We start from the raw sequence: 20267 nt of genomic DNA on the forward strand, positions 1-20267 counted from the left end.
CAGGGTCAAGTGGTGAATGTTGCATAAAGTGGACGCTTTTGCTCCATTCACCCAACACATCATCAAACGAAAGAGAGGCAGCAGTGAATGAAAGCAACTGGAATTGTACGCCGCATCGATGATCTAGGTAGAGTGGTTATTCCGAAGGAGATTCGCAGAACATTGCGCATCCGGGAAGGAGATCCGCTTGAGATTTTCGTCGACCGCGATGGAGAAGTCATTTTGAAGAAGTATTCGCCGATTAGTGAGCTAGGAGACTTTGCGAAGGAATATGCTGATGCATTATTCGACAGTTTGGGTCATTCCATCCTGATTTGTGATCGAGATACGTATATTGCTGTATCCGGCAGTTCGAAAAAAGAGTACTTAAACAAATCCATCAGTGATTTACTTGAACGAACAATGGACCAGCGCAATTCTGTATTAGAAGAAAGCAAAAAAGAAATTCAACTTGTCGATGGTATTGATGATGACGTATCTGCTTATACCATTGCACCTATTGTTGCAAACGGAGATCCGATTGGCGCCGTCGTCTTATTTTCTAAAGAGCGTTCAATGGGGGAAGTGGAACATAAAGCGGCAGAAACAGCAGCTGGCTTCCTAGCCCGTCAAATGGAACACTAGGTCTAATAATTCTATATCATTTTGATGAAACGAAAGAATGCCGATGAAATCATTTGATTTTGTCGGCGTTTTTTATATGGAATGAAACAAAACGAGAAATGTGCCGTCTACTCCTTAGAAAGAAACGGCTTTTCATTCACGTATGATATAATGAGTGCGTTTAACTGTAGATCTATTTTTAAAGGAGTCATCCATGAAAAATGCTGTGAATCAGCCGCATTGGCTTTTCCAGGGTGCGGTGATTTTGACCATCGCAGGCTTGTTATCAAAGGTACTAAGTGCCGTTTATCGTGTTCCGTTCCAGAACATCGTAGGAGACACAGGGTTTTATATTTATCAGCAAGTGTACCCCTTCCTCGGTATTGCGATCATGCTCGGCACCACAGGGTTTCCTGTCATGGTGTCCAAGCTTTTGAGTGAGCATGGGGAAGAGAATCGACGAATTATTACAAGGGTATCCTTGGTCTATATCACTTTACTGAGCCTGGTCTTATTTCTTTGTCTTTACATAGGAGCAGGCAGTATTGCGAGCCTTATGGCGGACAGTCAATTAATCCTGCTCATCCAAATGAGTGCTTTCGTGTTTTTATTTCTGCCGCTTACCGTGATGCTGAGAGGCGTTTTTCAGAGTGACGGTATGATGCTTCCAACGGCTGTTTCTCAATTGGTTGAGCAGCTCATCAGGGTAGGCGTCCTGCTTGTTTTATCCTTCTATTTCGTCAGGCACGGCTATTCGCTTTATGAAACAGGGGCGGGTGCAGTCTTCTCCTCCATAGCGGGAAGCGCGGCCTCGCTTATACTGCTTCTTTTCCTTTGGCTGACTTACCGAAAACAGTCTTCTGCACCTATGACAGTCAAGCGGGCGACACTTCGGAAAAAGGATGTTTTGAAGAGTTTGGTGCTGTATACATTCACGATTTGTGTCAGCGGATTGCTCATTTTATGGATGCAAATGATTGATGCCTTTCATCTGTATGCGTTGCTGCGCAGTGAGGGACTGAGTGAAGCTGCGGCAAAGGCGGCAAAAGGTGTGTATGACCGAGGGCAGCCGTTTTTACAGCTAGGGACAGTGTTTGCCATTAGCATCGGGACCTCTCTTGTGCCATTTTTATCTGCTGCCATGAGGAATGGAGAGCATGAAGCGATCAGGCAAAAAGTACGTACATCGTTTAAAACCACGTCAGTTTTAGGGATTGGTTCCGCAGTTGGGCTGATTTGTATTCTTTCGTCAGTCAATACCATGCTTTTTCGTAATGATTTAGGTACCGATGCGCTGCAAATATTCTGTATTTCCATCGCATTTACATCGATTGCGATTACGCAAGCAGCTTTACTTCAAGGGCTTGGGCATACTGTGTATCCGGCTGTTGTGGTGCTTCTCAGTGTGCTAGTGAAATGGATACTCACGCTTGCACTTGTGCCGCTATTTGGCATCTACGGTGCCGCATGGTCAACCGTGTGCGGTTTTCTTGCTGCCGCTCTGCTCAATGCCGTTTATTTGAGGCATAAAGGATGGATTTCGTTGAGAGAGTTGTTCCCAGTGAAAATTCTTTTATCGGCCGCTTTCATGGCCATTGTCTTAATAGGGTATCAGGCACTGTTTTCTTGGGTCATTCCCTTTGAAAAACGTCCTTTTTCCGTTTTAGAGAGCCTGACGTCAGTTTTTATTGGTGGTTTCGCCTTTTTATATAGTATTCTTAAGCTAGAAGTATTTACGGACGAGGAATGGAGACTCATTCCATTAGGAGAAAAGATTTTATATTTTAAACAGATGAGAGGGAATCAAAATGGCAGGTAAGATTACCGTCGTCGGTCTTGGGGCAGGCGACATGGATCAGCTGACGCTCGGTGTATACAAGCAGCTGAAGCAGGCGAAAGAAGTATTTATGAGAACGCAGGACCACCCGCTTACCGCAGAGTTGATGCAGGAGGTTCCATCGCTGACCTTTTTTGATGAGATTTATGAAAAGCACGATCAGTTTGATTCGGTCTATCAGGAAATCACGGAAATTTTATTTACAGAGGCTGCGGAAAAGGAGATTGTGTACGCAGTACCAGGTCACCCATTTGTCGCTGAAAAGACCGTCCAGCTATTAGTTTCTCAGCAGCAAGAGCGCGGGATTGAGGTGTCCGTTGCTGGTGGACAAAGCTTTTTGGATGCGACGTTTAACTCCTTGCAGATCGACCCCATCGAGGGATTCCAATTCGTTGATGCAGGAGATATGAGAGCGGACGATCTGAAATTGACCCAGCATGTCCTCATTTGTCAGGTATATGATCAGCTCACCGCTTCGAATGTGAAACTCACGCTGATGGAAAAGCTTCCAGACGATTATGAAGTCTATATTGTGACTGCGGCTGGAAGCAGCCTGGAACAGATTACTGCCGTTCCTTTATTTGAACTTGATCGAGATGTGTCGATAAATAACTTAACGAGTGTTTATGTGCCTCCGATTCAAGATGAAAAGCTGCTTTACCAACAATTTGACACCTTCCGTGACGTCATCCGTACATTAAGAGGTCCGGGCGGCTGTCCATGGGATCAACAACAAACCAATGAGTCACTTAAACCCTATTTAATTGAAGAATGCTATGAACTGCTTGAAGCGATAGATGAAGATGATCCAGACCACATGGTGGAAGAGCTCGGAGATGTGATGCTGCAGGTGTTACTTCATGCTCAAATTGGTGAAGATGACGGCTTTTTCTCAATTGATGACGTCATCCAGCATGTCACAGAAAAAATGATTCGTAGACATCCCCATGTGTTTGGCGACACAAATGTTTCTGAAGCAGAAGAAGTGGTCGTCAACTGGGAAAAAATCAAGCAGCAGGAGAAGCCGGAGCGGGCAGCCTCTATGTTGCAATCCATCCCGGCGACGCTTCCAGCATTAACAAAGGCATATAAGCTCCAAAAGAAAGCCGCCAAAGTAGGCTTTGATTGGACAGATGTGAAAGATATTTGGAACAAATACGAAGAAGAAAAGCAGGAATTTCTCGTTGAAGTGGCAGAGAAGCCGGACGAAAGTGCAACGAAGCAGATGAAAGACGAATTTGGAGATCTTTTGTTTGTTCTCGTCAACATTGGAAGGTTCTATCAGCTAGAACCTGAAACGGCGCTCGCTTCCGCCAACACAAAATTCATGCGTCGCTTTCAGCATATCGAACAAAAAGCAAAGGACATGGGACGTTCATTAGAGGACTTAACGCTAGAGGAAATGGACGATCTATGGAACGATGCCAAACGTATAGAAAGAGGTGAGCATACATGAGACTAGATAAATTTTTAAAAGTGTCCCGTTTAATCAAAAGAAGAACATTGGCAAAAGAAGTCGCTGATCAAGGCAGAATTTCGATTAACGGCACACAGGCGAAAGCCAGCTCTGATGTGAAAGAAGGAGACGAGCTTAAAATCCGTTTTGGTCAAAAACTAGTGACGGTTCAAGTCAACGAGTTAAAGGACACAACGAAAAAAGAAGAAGCCGCTGGCATGTATACTGTGCTAAAAGAAGAAAAAACAGCAGAATAGGGCTTGTTCTAAATGATCCTCCTGTCACATACAATGCAGTAACAATGCAAGTATGAGATATGGGGGATGTATAAATGAATCAATATTATAATCAACCTCAAGGCACGAAGTTGTCATCAGAAGCGGAACACAATATCACAATGCGAAACAGAAAGCATTTAGATATTACCGGCGTCAAACAGGTGGAAAGCTTTGATAATGAAGAATTTCTGCTTGAGACGGTCATGGGGATTCTCGCTATCCGTGGAGAAAATCTGCAAATGAAAAACCTAGACGTCGAAAAAGGCGTTGTGTCGATTAAAGGACGTGTCTTTGACTTAATTTATGTAGATGAGCAGCACGGGGAGAAAGCTAAAGGATTTTTTAGCAAGCTGTTTAAATGACGCTGACAGTCCAGTTTTATACGATGCTTTCGATGGTAGCGATGGGCATCTGGCTGGGCGCATCGCTTGATACGTACAAGCTGTTTGTGAATCGGGAAAAGACAGCAAAATGGCTTTTGATTATACACGATCTCCTTTTTTGGCTGGTACAGGGTCTCTTATTCTTTTATGTTCTGCTGCTGACAAATGAAGGAGAATTCAGGCTTTATATCTTTCTAGCCGTTGCACTAGGTTTCTCGATGTATCAGGCATTGATGAAACAGCTGTATATGAACATTCTCAAATTTATCACGATGTGTATTTATCAAACCGTTCTCATCCTTAAAAGGCTGGTCATGTCGATCGTCTTCCAGCCGATCCGTTGGATTGTCACAATGGTCATAAGTGTTATACTGTTCTTGTTCCACTCGCTCTTACGTCTTGTTCGTTTTACGTTTCGGCTCGTGTGGAAGGTGCTGTCCATTGTTTGTTATCCGCTCATCTGGTTACTTAATGTGACCATTATTCATCGGATTCCCGAAAAATGGCGAACATCAATGAGATTGTTTTTCTCTAAAGGAGCAGGAATTTTACAAGGGACCAAGAAATTATCTGGTACCATCAAAACGAAATGGAAACAATTCTGGACAAAGTAAGAGAGGAGGCCTTCAACCTTGAACAAGAGAAAAAGAAATATCGCACAAATTCAAAATGATTACCAAAAACAAATGGAACAGCAAGCACAACGCTTAAAACGCAAACGCCGTGGACTCCTTAGAAGGCTTACCGTGTTTGGTGTGATCGTGCTCATGTTTGCTGTCTTGGTGACAAGTGCCCTCTGGTCGCAATCGTCCTCATTAAAGGAAAAAGAAGAGAAGAAGGTTGCGCTCGAAAAAGAATTAAAGCAATTACAAACAAAGCAGGAAGATATTTCTGATGAAATTAAAAAGCTGAAAAGCAAGGAATACGTACTCGAACTGGCACGACGAGACTATTATATGTCCAAAAAAGGCGAAAAAATCTTTGATGTGGGCAATAAGAGCGATTAGCCTTGTTGACACTTAAAATTCAGTTTATGTATAATTGAACAAATGAGATTTTTTTATAAGTCTAAGGAGGAGCACTTTTTTTATGTCGATTGAAGTTGGCAGCAAGTTACAAGGGAAAGTTACGGGCATTACAAATTTTGGAGCTTTTGTGGAGTTGCCAGGCGGTTCAACTGGTCTCGTTCATATCAGTGAGGTAGCCGATAACTATGTAAAAGATATTAATGAGCATTTAAAAGTCGGTGAACAAGTTGAAGTGAAAGTGATTAACGTTGAAAAAGACGGTAAAATCGGCTTGTCCATTAAAAAAGCAAAAGATCGTCCTCAACAACAACAATCAAGACCGAGCAGAAATGATTTCCGTCCGAAGGAATCGTTTGAGCAAAAAATGAACAAATTCTTAAAAGATAGTGAAGACCGCTTAACATCTTTAAAACGTAACACGGAATCAAAACGTGGGGGACGCGGAGCAAGAAGAGGTTAACTTGTTGCTGCTTTCTATATATCTTTCACAACAAAGCACCTGCTGTCCGCAGGTGCTTTTTTTCTTGATCCATACGACATTTTTTGAGATTTCGTCATTTAATTTAAAACTTCCTATTGACGGACAAGCGATTCCTTTGTATTATAGATCTTGTGCTTCTTAGCGCATTTTTATTATGGCGGTGTAGCTCAGCTGGCTAGAGCGTACGGTTCATACCCGTGAGGTCGGGGGTTCGATCCCCTCCGCCGCTATCCTTTTTATTAGAACATAAAAGCAAGGCCCGTTGGTCAAGCGGTTAAGACACCGCCCTTTCACGGCGGTAACACGGGTTCGAATCCCGTACGGGTCATCTTCGAAAACAGCTTTCTTTAGGAAAGCTGTTTTTTTGTGTCTTCGTAAAATTCTGATGAAAGACATCGACTTTCATGAAAGTATGCCTTTTTGACGAATAAAGCGTCGAACGTTTTATGGAAACGACAACTTCTTTTGACAAAATTTCTTTTTCACCTTCGCTATAATGACAAGCAACGAATATCAGGTGGGGGATGAAAAGATGGAAAAACTAGAAAGAAGAACTGATTTAACAGGAGCGGGGTTTGAAAGAATCAGTGCAGGGTTAAAAAAGATGAAAAACCTGTTTCTTCATCATACGCATTCTCTTTTTTTCTATAAAGGGTTTATTTATGTCGTTCTTGGTTTTTTATTAGGACGAGCCTTTATATTATCTGAAATTATGCCGTTTGCTCTGCCTTTCTTTGGCTCGATGCTACTTATCAAAAGAGATAAGTCCATGCTTGCTTGTCTCGCTTTACTTGCTGGAGCCATGACGATATCACCTCAAAATGCATTGTTTGTGTTTGCGTCGCTGATCGTATTCCTTCTTATGTCCAAGGTGGTTTCTTTCATCATTAAAGACCCAGTGAAAACATTGCCGGTTGTCATTGTGCTGTCAATGCTGATCACCAGAGGAGCATTTGTTTACCTAGAGCAAGGTGCTGTGCAAAGCTACGATTACGTCATGGCGGGTGTCGAAGCAGGACTTGCCTTCATTTTGACACTGATTTTCCTTCAAAGCCTGCCGATTTTTACAGTCAGGAAAATCAAACACTCCTTAAAGGTTGAAGAAATTATTTGCTTTATGATTTTGATTGCCTCAGTTTTAACAGGTCTGGCAGGCATCACATTTCAAGGAATGCAGGCAGAGCATATTTTGTCACGATATGTAGTGCTGAGCTTTGCCTTTATTGGAGGAGCGAGTATTGGTTGTACAGTGGGTGTCGTGACTGGATTAATTCTCGGTCTCGCTAACATCGGAAACCTTTATCAGATGAGTCTTCTTGCCTTTTCAGGTTTATTAGGGGGATTGCTGAAAGAGGGGAAGAAAGCAGGCGCAGCCATTGGCTTAATTGTGGGTTCCTTACTTATTTCCTTGTACGGAGAAGGATCAGCAGGACTCATAACCACGCTATATGAATCATTGATTGCGGTTGCGCTCTTCTTGCTCACGCCGCAATCAGTGACCTCTAAGGTAGCGAAATATATTCCTGGTACGGTAGAGCATGTACAGGAACAGCAGCAATACGCCCGGAAAGTACGAGATGTGACAGCAAAAAAGGTAGACCAATTTTCTAACGTATTTCATGCGCTGTCTGAGAGTTTTGCGACATTTTACGATTCCATTCCTGAAGAAAAGAAACAGGAAGAGGATGTAGATCTTTTTTTAAGTACGATCACAGAACGATCCTGTCAAACGTGCTATAAGAAAAATAAATGCTGGGTGCAGAACTTTGATACAACCTATGAACTGATGAAACAAGTTATGCATGAATCTGATGAAAAAACCTACGAGCAAAACCGGAAATTGAAGAAGAAATTTAGCCAGCACTGCTCAAAATCAAAACATGTCGAGGAATTGATTGAAGAGGAGATCGCTTACTATAAAGCCAACCAGACTCTGAAGAAAAAAGTCCAAGACAGCAGACGACTGGTAGCTGAACAGCTGATGGGTGTCTCACAAGTGATGGAGGATTTTTCCCGGGAAATAAAACGGGAAAGAGAACAGCATTTTATTCAAGAAGAGCAGATGATAGAAGCACTGCAGCACTTTGGAATTGAAATTCAGCAAGTAGAAATTTATAGCTTGGAGCAGGGGAATGTCGATATTGAAATGAGAATCCCATATTGCCAGGGCCATGGTGAATGTGAAAAAATCATCGCCCCTATGCTCTCAGATATTTTAGAAGAACAGATTTTAGTCAAAGCAGAGCAGTGTGCAGAGCACCCAACAGGCTATTGCCACGTTGTATTTGGCTCTGCAAAATCATATCGAGTGGCTACAGGCGTAGCGCATGCAGCAAAAGGCGGAGGATTAGTGTCTGGAGACAGCTACAGCATGATGGAGCTGGGTGCGGGCAAATATGCCGCGGCTATTAGTGATGGAATGGGCAATGGAGCAAGGGCTCATTTTGAAAGCAATGAAACGATTAAGCTGTTAGAAAAAATATTGGCATCAGGCATCAATGAAAAAGTGGCGATTAAAACCATTAATAGTATTTTATCTTTACGAACGACAGATGAAATCTATTCAACGTTAGATTTATCCATTATTGATTTACAGGATGCGAGCTGTAAATTCCTTAAGATCGGTTCAACACCCAGCTTTATTAAACGGGGTGATCAGGTGATGAAAGTACAAGCGAGCAACTTACCGATCGGGATTATTGATGAATTTGAAGTGGAGGTTGTGAGTGAACAGATGAAGGCAGGAGATCTGCTGATTATGATGAGTGATGGCATTTTCGAAGGACCAAAGCATATTGAAAATCATGATCTCTGGGTGAAACGCAAAATGAAAAGCTTTAAAACAGAAGATCCGCAAGAGATTGCTGATTTATTAATGGAAGAGGTCATTCGAACAAGATCGGGTCAAATTGATGACGATATGACGGTTGTTGTCATCAGGCTTGATCACAATACGCCTAAATGGGCATCCATTCCGACTGGTACATTCTATCTTGAGAAACAAGAGATTTCTTGAAATATCGTATAATATGAATTTCTTCTGGCGATGATGGGGATATAAAGCATTCAGTTACGATCCCAGGAGGAATGAAGATGCGAAAAGGTCACGTAAACCAAATCTTATTGATTACAGATGGCTGCTCAAATCACGGGGAAGATCCACTTGCGATTGCCTCATTGGCAAAGGAACAAGGGATTACAGTCAATGTCATTGGCATTATGGAGGAAAACAGACACGATCATGAAGCAATGAAAGAAGTTGAGGGGATTGCTCTAGCAGGCGGAGGCATTCATCAAGTTGTCTACGTCCAGCAGTTATCTCAAACGGTACAAATGGTTACAAAAAAAGCGATGACACAAACCTTGCAAGGTGTTGTGAATAAAGAATTGCAGCAAATCCTTGGTAAGGACACTGAAATTGAAGAGCTTCCGCCTGATAAGCGCGGGGAAGTGATGGAAGTAGTCGATGAGTTAGGAGAGACGGTTCACCTTCAAGTACTTGTGCTTGTTGATACAAGTGCAAGTATGAAACCGAAGCTGCCGACCGTTAAAGAAGCACTCATTGACCTCTCCATTAGTTTAAATTCAAGAATTGGTGAAAATCAGTTTGGAATGTGTATATTTCCCGGGAAAAACTCAGATGCTGAAATTGTGTTGAATTGGACGCCTCGATTCGATTCACTGTCATCTATTTTCCCGAAACTGACCACGGGAGGAATTACTCCAACTGGACCAGCGCTTCGAGAAGCACTCCAGCATTTCAAATCAGTTCGTTCACGTAAAGGGCTGCTTGAAGCAAAGGAAGAGCATGATGAATTCGGCTTCTAACATTCCGTTAGGCACGGTGATTCAAGGGAAATGGCATCACCATCATTACCGCATCGTAAAAGAGCTAGGAAAAGGGGCGAACGGTATTGTCTATCTAGCCGAATCGCCAAATGGTCAAGTAGCCCTTAAAGTGAGTGATGACAGTATGCTCATTGCATCTGAAGTCAATGTATTAAAATCCTTTTCTAAGGCTCCTGTGAAAACCATGGGGCCTTCTTTTTATGATATGGATGATGCAATTTATCCCGGCATGCTTCAAAAGCGTTCCTTTTATGTGATGGAGTATGTCAGAGGCCCATTACTACTTGAATTTGTAAAACAAAAAGGTGATGAGTGGATCGTTGTTTTAATGGTTCAGCTTTTATCTAACCTGGCTCATTTACATCAAGAAGGCTGGATTTTTGGTGACTTGAAGCCAGATAATCTCATCGTGTCAGGTCCCCCGGCAGCGATCCGGTGCATTGATGTAGGGGGAACGACAAAAGCAGGCAGGGCAATCAAGGAGTATACCGAGTTTTTTGATCGAGGCTATTGGGGATTCGGCACAAGAAAGGCAGAGCCATCTTATGATCTGTTTGCCTTAAGTATGGTGATGGTGAACTGTGCGTATAAGAAAGAATTCAAAAAAGGAGCAGAACCGGAAAAGCAGCTTTACAGAGCCATTGAAGGACATCCTTTATTAAAGCGTTATGAGCGGGTGTTAAAGGCTGCTCTACAAGGTAAATATCAATCAGCGGCGGCTATGAAGAGTGCAATGCTGAAAGAAGGACAGCTGATCGCTTCAAGAAAAGCGAGTCAAAAGAAGCAGCAAAAAAACGGGCAAAAGCCCGCTGTTCAACAAAATCAACAGGTGACTTCACGATCGAGAGTTGCAGCAGCAAAAAGAACACCAGTACGCAAAAAATCAGGCGGGCTTTTTGAAACTGTTCTTATCGTGTGCAGTGTACTTGCTCTTTACTGTGCATATGTAGTTTTGTTCCTGCTATAGACCTGTAAAAAAGCAGGCTTCATCTTTGCTTGGAGCTACTGAAAGTGATAGGATATGTATATCTTTAAATTACCTGCTCTTTGTGAGGAGGAAGTTGTGAATAGAATTGAATCATTTTTGAAAAAACATGATGTTTACCTTGAAAATACGACAGTCATTGTCGGGGTTTCTGGCGGACCAGATTCCATGCTTTTACTGCACGAACTAAACAAACGTCGAAAAGGTTCCTTTCAGCTGATTGCAGCCCATGTAGATCACATGTTCAGAGGAGAAGAATCCTTTGCTGATTTGGCATTTGTTGAGGCATACTGCAAAGAGCAAGGAATACCTTTTGAATCGGCCCGCATACAAGTTGCCCAATATGCAAAAGAAAACCACTTAAACAAACAGGCAGCTGCAAGAGAGTGCAGATATGCTTTCTTTCGTCAATTGATGGAGCAATACAACGCTCAATTTATAGCGCTTGCACATCATGGCGACGACCAAGTAGAAACAATGATGATGAGGCTTGTGAGAGGGACAGTTGGAATAGGACTCGCAGGTATCCAAGCAAAACGTCCTTATCAAGATGGATGGCTGATTCGGCCGCTCATTGGATATTCCAAGGATGACGTGCTGACCGCTTGTGAAAAAGAACATATACCCTATGTCATTGATCAAAGCAATCACACAGATGACTACTTGAGAAACCGGGTAAGAAGACACATTCTTCCCGTGTTAAAAGAAGAGGCACCTCATGTACATGAAAGCTTTCAGTTTGTAAGTGACATGCTGACTGAAGATGAGCAATATTTGCAGGCATTAACAAAGGAACAAATGAACCAAGTGATAACGAATCAATCGCCTAAGCAAATTAAGATCAAAACGAAGCCTTTGCTTGACCTGCCTTTGCCTTTACAAAGAAGAGGCATTCAACTAATATTAAACTATCTTTATGAAAACACTCAATCAGCGTTTTCAAACCAGCATATTCTAGGGACTTTGGACTGGTTATCTCATACCGAACAACCGTCTGGATCATTAGATTTGCCAAAAGGTTTACAAGCTGTCAAGTCTTATGATTACTGTATGTTTACCTTTGAACGATCGCTTGTACTAGACCAGTCTTATGCTCTTCACTTAAAGGGTGAGCTTGGAGAGAAGCTTTTCCTTCCAAATGGGCAGTCTATCGTGGTATCAAATCATGTTCCGAAGGATGCACGGAACGGAAACCATTTTTTCTTGCTTCAAAAAGATCAAGTTCGTTTCCCTTTGATCATTCGCTCACGAAAAAATGGTGATCGAATGAAACTTAAAGGGATGAATGGATCAAAAAAGGTGAAGGATATATTTATTGATAAAAAAGTGCCTCTTGCAGAAAGAGACAGCTGGCCGATCGTCACTGACTCGGATCATCAAATCATCTGGATCCCAGGTCTGAAAAAATCCGTTTTTGAAGAAATTGATATGACAAACAGCGATCTCATTGTATTACAATATAGACAGCATGAAAATTTGTAGGGGGCAAGCAAAAGCATGAAACAAGATATTGAAAAGGTTTTGATCTCAGAAGAAGAGATCCAGCAAAAAGTGAAGGAACTGGGTGCAACATTAACCAGCGATTATGATGGTAAATTTCCCCTGGCTATTGGTGTTTTGAAAGGGGCTCTTCCATTCATGGCAGACCTGATCAAACACATTGATACATATTTAGAACTTGATTTTATGGATGTATCTAGCTACGGAAAATCTACCGTATCTTCAGGAGAAGTAAAGATCATAAAAGATCTAGATACTTCTGTTGAAGGAAGAGATATTTTAATTATGGAAGATATCATCGACAGTGGGTTAACTTTGAGCTATCTGGTAGAGCTTTTCCGATACCGTAAAGCAAACTCCATAAAAATTGTGACATTGCTTGATAAACCAAGCGGTCGTAAAGCAGACATCAAAGCAGATTATGTTGGATTTGAAGTGCCAGATGCATTTGTTGTCGGCTATGGATTGGATTTCGCTGAACGTTACCGAAACCTCCCGTATATTGGAGTGTTAAAACCATCTGTTTACGAAGGCTAATCAGCATACGTATACATGAGGTTATTGGTTGTATTGGAATGATTTTCTATGATACTATTGACCATAGTTGTGCTTACTGTGGGAGGAGGTAAGGAATGAATCGGGTTTTTCGTAATACGATTTTTTATATACTTATTTTATTACTTGTGATAGGGGTAGTCAGTTGGTTAGGATCCCCTAATCAAAAGCCTGAGAACATGTCTTACAGCAAATTTTCGCAAAATCTAAGTGCGGGAAAAGTGGAGAGTATCTCCATTCAGCCTGTAAGAGGGGTTTATGAAATTCGTGGTCAATTAGATGGCGCGAAGAAAGATGAATACTTCATTACCCATGTTCCAGATGGTCAAGGTGTTGACCAGATTTACAGTGCACTAAAGAATACAGATGTAAAAGTAGAACCAGCACCTGAAACAAATGGATGGCTGCAAGTTCTGACAACCATCATTCCGTTCATCATCATCTTTATCCTGTTCTTCTTCTTACTGAACCAAGCTCAGGGCGGTGGAAGCCGTGTTATGAACTTTGGTAAGAGTAAGGCGAAGCTTTACACAGAAGAGAAGAAACGTGTGAAATTTAAAGATGTTGCCGGTGCAGATGAAGAAAAGCAAGAGCTTGTAGAAGTGGTAGAATTCCTGAAGGACCCACGTAAATTCGCAGAGCTTGGCGCAAGAATTCCTAAAGGGGTTTTACTAGTAGGACCTCCAGGTACAGGTAAAACATTGCTTGCGAGAGCATCTGCAGGAGAAGCAGGCGTTCCTTTCTTCAGCATCAGTGGTTCTGACTTCGTCGAGATGTTCGTCGGTGTCGGTGCATCACGTGTACGTGATTTATTCGAAAATGCGAAAAAGAATGCACCATGCTTAATCTTTATTGATGAGATTGATGCAGTGGGTCGTCAGCGTGGAGCCGGTCTTGGCGGTGGTCATGACGAGCGTGAACAAACGCTTAACCAGCTTCTTGTTGAAATGGATGGTTTTAGTGCGAACGAAGGTATTATTATCATCGCTGCAACGAACCGTGCAGATATCCTAGATCCTGCATTGCTGCGTCCGGGACGTTTTGACCGTCAAATTACGGTTGACCGCCCAGATGTCATTGGCCGTGAAGAAGTGCTGAAGGTTCATGCGAAAAACAAACCGCTTGATGATACAGTGAATTTGAAAGCCATTGCAAGCAGAACACCTGGGTTCTCAGGAGCAGATCTTGAGAACTTACTAAACGAAGCAGCACTTGTTGCTGCCCGTCATAACAAAAAGAAAATTGATATGCGTGATATCGACGAAGCGACTGACCGTGTCATCGCTGGGCCTGCGAAGAAAAGCCGCGTCATTTCGAAGAAAGAACGTAATATCGTGGCTTACCATGAAGCAGGTCATACCGTCATTGGTCTTATCCTAGACGAAGCGGACATGGTGCATAAAGTAACGATCGTTCCTCGTGGTCAGGCAGGCGGATATGCGGTCATGCTTCCAAGAGAAGACCGTTATTTCCAAACGAAGCCAGAGCTTCTTGATAAAATTGTCGGCTTGCTCGGCGGTCGTGTTGCAGAGGAAATTACGTTTGGTGAAGTAAGTACAGGTGCTCACAACGACTTCCAGCGTGCAACTGGCATTGCAAGAAAAATGGTTACAGAGTTCGGTATGTCTGATAAACTTGGTCCACTTCAATTCGGTCAAGCACAAGGAGGTCAAGTATTCCTTGGCCGTGACTTTAACAACGAGCCGAATTATAGTGAAGCGATCGCTTACGAAATTGACCAAGAAATTCAGCGTTTCATCAAGGACAGCTACGAACGTGCGAAACAAATTCTCACTGAGAATAAAGATAAGCTAGAAATCATCGCACAAGCTCTTCTAGAAGTTGAAACATTAGATGCTGAGCAAATTAAATCTCTTTACGAAACTGGAAAGCTTCCAGAGCGTGTATACGCAGATGACGAAGAGAAAAACGATGATGTGAAAGTGAACATCAAGAAAAAAGAAGAAGATGAGGAGATCTAATCTCCTTCTGTGAAAGCTGCCGGGATCATCGGCAGCTTTTTTTATTTCGATTCCTGAATGGATCGGTTTCGAATTGTTTACAAATGGAACTCAATTCGTGTATGGTATGATAGAAAGTCGAAAAATGCTCTTTTTGAGAAACTATTCAAAGTGGTGATGAAGTTGTTACTCGTGATAGATGTAGGGAACACAAATACCGTTTTAGGTGTTTATCATAATGGCGATCTAAACTACCATTGGCGAATTGAAACAAGCCGTCATAAAACAGAAGATGAATTTGGTATGGCCATCAGGTCTTTATTTGATTATGTCGGGCTGATGTTTGACCAAATAGAAGGAATTATCATCTCGTCTGTTGTCCCGCCAATGATGTTTGCATTAGAAAGAATGTGCGAGAAGTACTTTCACATAACTCCCCAAATTGTAGGGCCTGGAATGAAGACTGGATTAAACATTATGTGTGACAATCCAAAGGAAGTTGGGGCTGATCGAATTGTGAATGCAGTAGCGGCGATTCATCTATATGGAGCACCTCTCATTGTCGTAGACTTTGGCACAGCGACAACCTACTGCTTTATCAATGAACAAAAACAATACATGGGTGGGGCAATTGCACCTGGTATTACCATCTCAACAGAGGCTTTATATACAAGAGCGGCGAAGCTGCCGAGAATTGAAATTGTCCGTCCAGATCACATTGTTGGAAAAAACACCATCAGTGCGATGCAATCCGGCATCCTTTATGGATATGTTGGGCAAGTCGAGGGAATAGTGAAACGGATGAAGCAGCAAGCGAAACAAACACCGAAAGTCATTGCAACAGGTGGTTTGTCCACATTGATTGGAAATGAATCAGACTGCATTGATATTGTTGATCCGTTCTTAACATTAAAAGGACTTCAACTCATTTATGAACGTAATCGTGTCGGTGTACTATAGGAGGTTTAAAATCGAATGGACTACTTAGTTAAAGCGTTAGCATATGACGGAAAAGTCCGAGCATATGCTGCAAACACAACAGATACAATCAACGAAGCACAAAGAAGACACCATACATGGCCAACAGCATCAGCAGCGATTGGCAGAACAATGACAGCTACAGTCATGATGGGTGCTATGCTGAAAGGTGAAAATAAGCTAACGGTCAAAATTGAAGGCGGTGGACCAATCGGTGCCATCATTGCTGATGGAAACGCAAAGGGCCAGGTGCGCGGATATGTCTCAAACCCACAAGTCCATTTTGACTTAAATGAACATGGCAAGCTGGATGTTAGACGTGCAGTCGGGACATCTGGAACGTTAAGTGTTGTTAAAGATATCGGGCTGAAAGATCACTTTACAGGACAAACGGAGATCGTTTCAGGTGAAATTGGAGATGACTTCACTTATTACCTTGTCTCTTCTGAGCAAGTGCCTTCCTCTGTAGGTGTAGGGGTTTTGGTCAATCCAGATAACTCGATCCTTGCAGCAGGCGGTTTCATCATTCAATTACTGCCTGGAACAGAAGATGCTGTCATTGAAAGATTAGAAAAGCGGCTCTCAACCATTGAACCCATTTCTAAACTCATTGAAAAAGGGATGGCACCAGAAGAAATTTTAGAAGAAGTACTCGGAGAAAAACCTCAAATTTTAGAAACTGTACCTGTCGAATTCTCTTGTAACTGCTCAAAAGAACGTTTTTCTAATGGCATTATCAGCCTAGGAAAAGCCGAAATTGAAGACATGATTGAACAAGACGGACAAGCAGAAGCTCAATGCCATTTTTGTAACGAAACGTATGTATTTACAAAAGAAGAGCTAGAAGAGCTACGTGAAGAAATAACCCGCTAAGCTCTAAGCAGCGGGTTTTCTTTTTAGAATGGAAAGGAGACGAAAGATGAGACTGAAAGCAAGAGTGGTATGGACATTTATTCTCGTGTTGCTTATGATCAATGCCGTTGTCATTGCATATGTATTAACAAAGTCGCAAATGTCACAGGCTTCTTCAAACGGGAAGAGCGGTGAAGAAATTGCGTCGATTGGAAAAGAGAAGGTGACACGTCAAGAATGGTTAAAGAAGATGGAAGACCGCTATGGAAAGGCAACACTTGAGCAAATGATTAATCAGAAGGTGGTCGATCAGCTTGCGAAAGAAAACAAGCTTGAGGTGTCCTCAAAAGAAATCAATCGTGAATTGCTGATGCTTAAAGCGGTATCAAATAATTTCTACGAAGATGGACATACGAGTGAAAAGGACTGGACAGAACAGATTCGTTATCAAATATTATTAGAGCAGCTTTTAACGAGAGATGCTGTCGTTTCTGAAAAAGAAGCGAAATCCTTTTATGAAAAAAACAAGGACTTATATCAATATGATGATTCATACCGTATTCGTCATATCGTCGTGAAGACAAAGGGCGAAGCTGAAAATGTATTGAAGGATCTAAAAGGCGGATCTAGCTTCGAAGCGGTGGCAGCTGAACGCTCCATTGACCGCTACACCTCTCCATATGGCGGAGATCTTGGGTTTGTCACAGAAGAACAAGAAAGTATCCCAGCCCTATACATACAGGAAGCTCAAAAGCTTCAGCCAGATCAATGGACAAAAGAACCGATCGAGACCAAAAACGGGTATGCCATTATTCAATTGAAAGAAAAATTAGATGGTCGCTCCTTCTCGTATGAAGAAGTCAAAAATCAGATCAAAAGGCAGATTGCCATGGAAGATCTAGGTGAAAAGGCGAATGTTAAAACCCTGTGGAAAGAAGCAAAAGTCACATGGTTTTACGATGGCGAGCAGGACTAAAAGCATTGACAAAATTTTTTGAAATTGATAATTTAATATTAATACAATAAAATTACTCGGAGATAGAGGTGTTAGTGATGGCTCGTATTGCAAATTCAGTTTTTGAACTAATAGGAAATACACCAGTCGTTAAATTAAACCGTTTAGTAGATGAAGACAGTGCGGATGTCTACTTGAAACTTGAATATATGAACCCGGGCAGCAGTGTAAAAGATCGTATTGCGTTAGCGATGATCGAAGATGCTGAAGCGAAAGGTACTTTAAAAGCCGGCGACACGCTCATCGAACCAACAAGCGGAAACACAGGGATCGGTCTTGCAATGGTAGCGGCAGCTAAAGGAATTAACGCAATTCTAGTGATGCCAGACACAATGAGTCAGGAGCGTCGCAACCTTTTACGCGCTTATGGTGCAGAGCTTGTATTAACACCAGGTGCAGAAGGAATGAAAGGTGCCATCAAAAAGGCAGAAGAATTGGCAGAAGAGCACGGTTACTTCATGCCTCAGCAATTTAACAACGAAGCCAATGCGGAGATTCACCGTCGTACTACAGGAAAAGAAATTCTTGAACAGTTCGACGGCGAGCTTGATGCATTTATTGCAGGTGTTGGTACGGGCGGCACAATTACGGGTGCTGGTGAAGTCCTCAAAGAAGCCATCCCATCGATTCAGCTTTATGCGGTAGAGCCGACAGATTCTCCTGTATTATCAGGCGGAAAGCCAGGCCCGCATAAAATCCAAGGGATTGGGGCAGGTTTTATCCCTTCCATCTTGAACACGGAAGTATATGATGGCATTATCCAAGTGAAAAACGAAGATGCATTTGAGCTTGCAAGAAAAGCAGCGAAAGAGGAAGGAATCCTTGGCGGTATTTCTTCAGGAGCAGCTATTTACGCAGCACTTCAAACAGCGAAGAAGCTTGGTAAAGGGAAAAAGGTTCTCGCAATCATCCCAAGTAATGGGGAGCGTTACCTCAGCACACCTCTTTATCAATTCGATTAAACCGATTACCCCAGCATTTGCTGGGGTTTTTTTATGAAATCTGTAGATGGAAAGCAAATACTATTTTCTAAATAAATTGGATTGCATTACAATAAGATTAATGAAAATGAAAAAGGATGATAACATGACACAACGCAGGCCGATTGGCATCAAAATTCCTTTTACGAAAGATGCATTCTTGAAAAGATACGAACAATTAACTGCTGGCGAAACACACCATGTTCTACTTGAAAGTGCTCGCGGCGGTTCATACAGCATTGCTGGCATTCACCCAATCGCTAAAGCGAAGGGAAAAGACGGGATGACAACCATCCATTATCAAGATGAGGTGCTGTTCAAAGAAGGCGATCCATTTAGAGCGTTTACGGATTGGTTCCAAACCCTTCGAACCGAAACGAATGAGGAATACCCTGATTTTCAAGGTGGGGCGATTGGATTTTTAAGCTATGATTATGCTAGATATATCGAGCATTTTAAGATGCTGTCCATTGATGACCTGAAAACACCTGACCTTTATTTTCTCGTGTTTAATGATGTTGCAGTCTTTGATCATGAAGAAAACGTGCTGTGGCTGATCACTCACACAGAGGGAGCGGAATCTGTGAGTGTCACTCATCAAAGACTTGAAGATTCGAAGCAAAAGTGGACAAGCTCTGCAAAAGAATCAGCGCAATCACCTGTTCATGAACCTTCTGTAGAATGTGTACCAGCAGCACCTTTTACCGAAGAAACCTTTGGAGAAGCAGTAGAGAAGATTAAGCAATATATCGCAAGCGGTGATGTGTTCCAAGTGAATTTGTCCATCAGACAAGATGAACAGCTCCACACCCACCCTTATGATTTATACAAAACGTTACGTCAAGTCAATCCATCTCCTTATATGTCTTATCTGCACACGCCTGATTTCCAAATTGTTTGTGGATCTCCAGAGCTGCTGATTAAGAAAAAGGGGACTCAATTAGAAACAAGACCGATTGCGGGTACAAGATCAAGAGGCAAAGACGATGCTGAGGATCAAGCGCTGGCAAAAGAGCTCATTGAAAATGAAAAAGAACGCGCGGAGCATGTGATGCTCGTGGATCTTGAGCGGAATGACCTTGGACGCGTGTCCACTTATGGCTCAGTAAGAGTGAACGAATTTATGGCGATTGAGAAATATTCACACGTGATGCACATTGTATCCAACGTACAAGGGGAACTGCGTGATGATTGTGATGCAGTAGATGTCATGAGAGCTGTATTCCCAGGCGGCACAATTACAGGTGCTCCAAAGGTGAGAACAATGGAAATCATAGAAGAGCTTGAGCCGACAAGGCGTGGGCTTTATACTGGATCTATAGGCTGGTTTGGATTCAATCAAGATATGCACTTTAACATCGTCATTCGTACGGCGTACTGCACTGAAGGCAAAGCATTTATGCAATCGGGTGCTGGGATCGTCATCGATTCTGTACCAAAGCACGAATACAAAGAATCGATTAAAAAAGCCTATGCAGTAAAAAAAGCATTACAGTTGAGCAAAGAAGAGACTATTTTGAGTTAGA

The 20267-nt window shown here is 42.3% G+C and carries 19 protein-coding genes and 2 tRNA genes; all 21 read left to right on the forward strand.

The annotated features are described in order from the left end of the window. Nucleotides 1-87 precede the first annotated feature (87 nt). The 21 genes from spoVT (at nt 88) to NSS78_RS00450 (ending at nt 20266) form a co-directional block, all read left to right on the forward strand. Nucleotides 88-624: a stage V sporulation protein T gene (gene spoVT / locus NSS78_RS00350; RefSeq protein WP_003217990.1), complete on the forward strand. Its 537-nt coding sequence runs from the start codon at nt 88-90 to the stop codon at nt 622-624. Between the two features lie 193 nt (nt 625-817). Beyond that, a complete protein-coding gene (locus NSS78_RS00355) occupies nt 818-2422 on the forward strand; it encodes a polysaccharide biosynthesis protein (RefSeq protein WP_003217981.1) in 1605 nt (534 codons plus the stop codon). After that, nucleotides 2412-3896: a nucleoside triphosphate pyrophosphohydrolase gene (mazG, locus tag NSS78_RS00360; protein WP_050945791.1), complete on the forward strand. Its 1485-nt coding sequence runs from the start codon at nt 2412-2414 to the stop codon at nt 3894-3896. The genes NSS78_RS00355 and mazG overlap by 11 nt, the downstream gene beginning before the upstream one ends. Continuing rightward, nucleotides 3893-4153, forward strand: a complete 261-nt coding sequence (locus tag NSS78_RS00365; protein WP_003217975.1) for an RNA-binding S4 domain-containing protein — start codon at nt 3893-3895, stop codon at nt 4151-4153. Before mazG ends, NSS78_RS00365 begins: the two co-directional genes overlap by 4 nt. A gap of 74 nt (nt 4154-4227) precedes the next feature. Further along, nucleotides 4228-4536 (forward strand): sporulation protein YabP, encoded by a 309-nt coding sequence (yabP, locus tag NSS78_RS00370; RefSeq protein WP_003217974.1) that lies wholly within the window; start codon nt 4228-4230, stop codon nt 4534-4536. Further along, nucleotides 4533-5171, forward strand: coding sequence for a spore cortex biosynthesis protein YabQ (gene yabQ, locus NSS78_RS00375; protein ID WP_003217942.1), 639 nt, complete (start codon nt 4533-4535; stop codon nt 5169-5171). Before yabP ends, yabQ begins: the two co-directional genes overlap by 4 nt. A gap of 18 nt (nt 5172-5189) precedes the next feature. Further along, nucleotides 5190-5564, forward strand: coding sequence for a septum formation initiator family protein (locus NSS78_RS00380; RefSeq protein ID WP_003217952.1), 375 nt, complete (start codon nt 5190-5192; stop codon nt 5562-5564). An 82-nt stretch (nt 5565-5646) separates the two neighbouring features. Then, nucleotides 5647-6045 (forward strand): S1 domain-containing RNA-binding protein, encoded by a 399-nt coding sequence (locus tag NSS78_RS00385; RefSeq protein ID WP_003217901.1) that lies wholly within the window; start codon nt 5647-5649, stop codon nt 6043-6045. A 177-nt stretch (nt 6046-6222) separates the two neighbouring features. Further along, nucleotides 6223-6296 (forward strand) — tRNA-Met (locus tag NSS78_RS00390). A gap of 26 nt (nt 6297-6322) precedes the next feature. Next, nucleotides 6323-6394 (forward strand) — tRNA-Glu (locus NSS78_RS00395). A gap of 204 nt (nt 6395-6598) precedes the next feature. Beyond that, complete coding sequence (gene spoIIE, locus NSS78_RS00400; RefSeq protein WP_003217965.1) at nt 6599-9082, forward strand: stage II sporulation protein E; 2484 nt, start codon at nt 6599-6601, stop codon at nt 9080-9082. A 77-nt stretch (nt 9083-9159) separates the two neighbouring features. Beyond that, nucleotides 9160-9894 carry a VWA domain-containing protein gene (locus NSS78_RS00405; protein ID WP_003217969.1) on the forward strand — a complete coding sequence of 245 codons (735 nt, stop codon included), beginning with the start codon at nt 9160-9162 and terminating at the stop codon, nt 9892-9894. After that, nucleotides 9878-10882 (forward strand): protein kinase family protein, encoded by a 1005-nt coding sequence (locus NSS78_RS00410; RefSeq protein ID WP_212046559.1) that lies wholly within the window; start codon nt 9878-9880, stop codon nt 10880-10882. The genes NSS78_RS00405 and NSS78_RS00410 overlap by 17 nt, the downstream gene beginning before the upstream one ends. A 96-nt stretch (nt 10883-10978) precedes the next feature. Continuing rightward, nucleotides 10979-12382 (forward strand): tRNA lysidine(34) synthetase TilS, encoded by a 1404-nt coding sequence (gene tilS, locus NSS78_RS00415; protein ID WP_212046558.1) that lies wholly within the window; start codon nt 10979-10981, stop codon nt 12380-12382. Nucleotides 12383-12397: 15 nt separating this feature from the next. Continuing rightward, nucleotides 12398-12937 (forward strand): hypoxanthine phosphoribosyltransferase, encoded by a 540-nt coding sequence (gene hpt, locus NSS78_RS00420; RefSeq protein WP_003217950.1) that lies wholly within the window; start codon nt 12398-12400, stop codon nt 12935-12937. 95 nt (nt 12938-13032) lie between these two features. Continuing rightward, a complete protein-coding gene (ftsH, locus tag NSS78_RS00425) occupies nt 13033-14937 on the forward strand; it encodes an ATP-dependent zinc metalloprotease FtsH (protein WP_034620893.1) in 1905 nt (634 codons plus the stop codon). A gap of 162 nt (nt 14938-15099) precedes the next feature. Continuing rightward, the gene (locus tag NSS78_RS00430) at nt 15100-15876 is read left to right on the forward strand and encodes a type III pantothenate kinase (protein WP_050945788.1); all 777 of its coding nucleotides are present in this window, start codon (nt 15100-15102) and stop codon (nt 15874-15876) included. A 15-nt stretch (nt 15877-15891) separates the two neighbouring features. Next, nucleotides 15892-16767: an Hsp33 family molecular chaperone HslO gene (hslO, locus tag NSS78_RS00435; RefSeq protein ID WP_212046557.1), complete on the forward strand. Its 876-nt coding sequence runs from the start codon at nt 15892-15894 to the stop codon at nt 16765-16767. A 52-nt stretch (nt 16768-16819) separates the two neighbouring features. Next, nucleotides 16820-17722 carry a peptidyl-prolyl cis-trans isomerase gene (locus NSS78_RS00440; protein WP_223251241.1) on the forward strand — a complete coding sequence of 301 codons (903 nt, stop codon included), beginning with the start codon at nt 16820-16822 and terminating at the stop codon, nt 17720-17722. Between the two features lie 77 nt (nt 17723-17799). Further along, complete coding sequence (gene cysK, locus NSS78_RS00445; protein ID WP_003217917.1) at nt 17800-18723, forward strand: cysteine synthase A; 924 nt, start codon at nt 17800-17802, stop codon at nt 18721-18723. Nucleotides 18724-18847: 124 nt separating this feature from the next. Then, entirely contained in the window at nt 18848-20266 is a 1419-nt protein-coding gene (locus NSS78_RS00450; protein WP_339160930.1) for an anthranilate synthase component I family protein, read from the forward strand. Nucleotide 20267 lies beyond the last annotated feature (1 nt).

The sequence above is a fragment of the Bacillus sp. FSL W8-0920 genome (assembly GCF_038593215.1).
In the GTDB taxonomy this organism is placed as follows: Bacteria; Bacillota; Bacilli; order Bacillales; family Bacillaceae; genus Bacillus; species Bacillus pumilus.

Bases quoted from the DNA above. Each gene is read 5' to 3' on its own strand.
- spoVT (WP_003217990.1), top strand. From the start codon at position 88: ATGAAAGCAACTGGAATTGTACGCCGCATCGATGATCTAGGTAGAGTG.
- NSS78_RS00355 (WP_003217981.1), top strand. From the start codon at position 818: ATGAAAAATGCTGTGAATCAGCCGCATTGGCTTTTCCAGGGTGCGGTG.
- mazG (WP_050945791.1), top strand. From the start codon at position 2,412: ATGGCAGGTAAGATTACCGTCGTCGGTCTTGGGGCAGGCGACATGGAT.
- NSS78_RS00365 (WP_003217975.1), top strand. From the start codon at position 3,893: ATGAGACTAGATAAATTTTTAAAAGTGTCCCGTTTAATCAAAAGAAGA.
- yabP (WP_003217974.1), top strand. From the start codon at position 4,228: ATGAATCAATATTATAATCAACCTCAAGGCACGAAGTTGTCATCAGAA.
- yabQ (WP_003217942.1), top strand. From the start codon at position 4,533: ATGACGCTGACAGTCCAGTTTTATACGATGCTTTCGATGGTAGCGATG.
- NSS78_RS00385 (WP_003217901.1), top strand. From the start codon at position 5,647: ATGTCGATTGAAGTTGGCAGCAAGTTACAAGGGAAAGTTACGGGCATT.
- spoIIE (WP_003217965.1), top strand. From the start codon at position 6,599: ATGGAAAAACTAGAAAGAAGAACTGATTTAACAGGAGCGGGGTTTGAA.
- NSS78_RS00405 (WP_003217969.1), top strand. From the start codon at position 9,160: ATGCGAAAAGGTCACGTAAACCAAATCTTATTGATTACAGATGGCTGC.
- NSS78_RS00410 (WP_212046559.1), top strand. From the start codon at position 9,878: ATGAATTCGGCTTCTAACATTCCGTTAGGCACGGTGATTCAAGGGAAA.
- hpt (WP_003217950.1), top strand. From the start codon at position 12,398: ATGAAACAAGATATTGAAAAGGTTTTGATCTCAGAAGAAGAGATCCAG.
- ftsH (WP_034620893.1), top strand. From the start codon at position 13,033: ATGAATCGGGTTTTTCGTAATACGATTTTTTATATACTTATTTTATTA.
- hslO (WP_212046557.1), top strand. From the start codon at position 15,892: ATGGACTACTTAGTTAAAGCGTTAGCATATGACGGAAAAGTCCGAGCA.
- cysK (WP_003217917.1), top strand. From the start codon at position 17,800: ATGGCTCGTATTGCAAATTCAGTTTTTGAACTAATAGGAAATACACCA.
- NSS78_RS00450 (WP_339160930.1), top strand. From the start codon at position 18,848: ATGACACAACGCAGGCCGATTGGCATCAAAATTCCTTTTACGAAAGAT.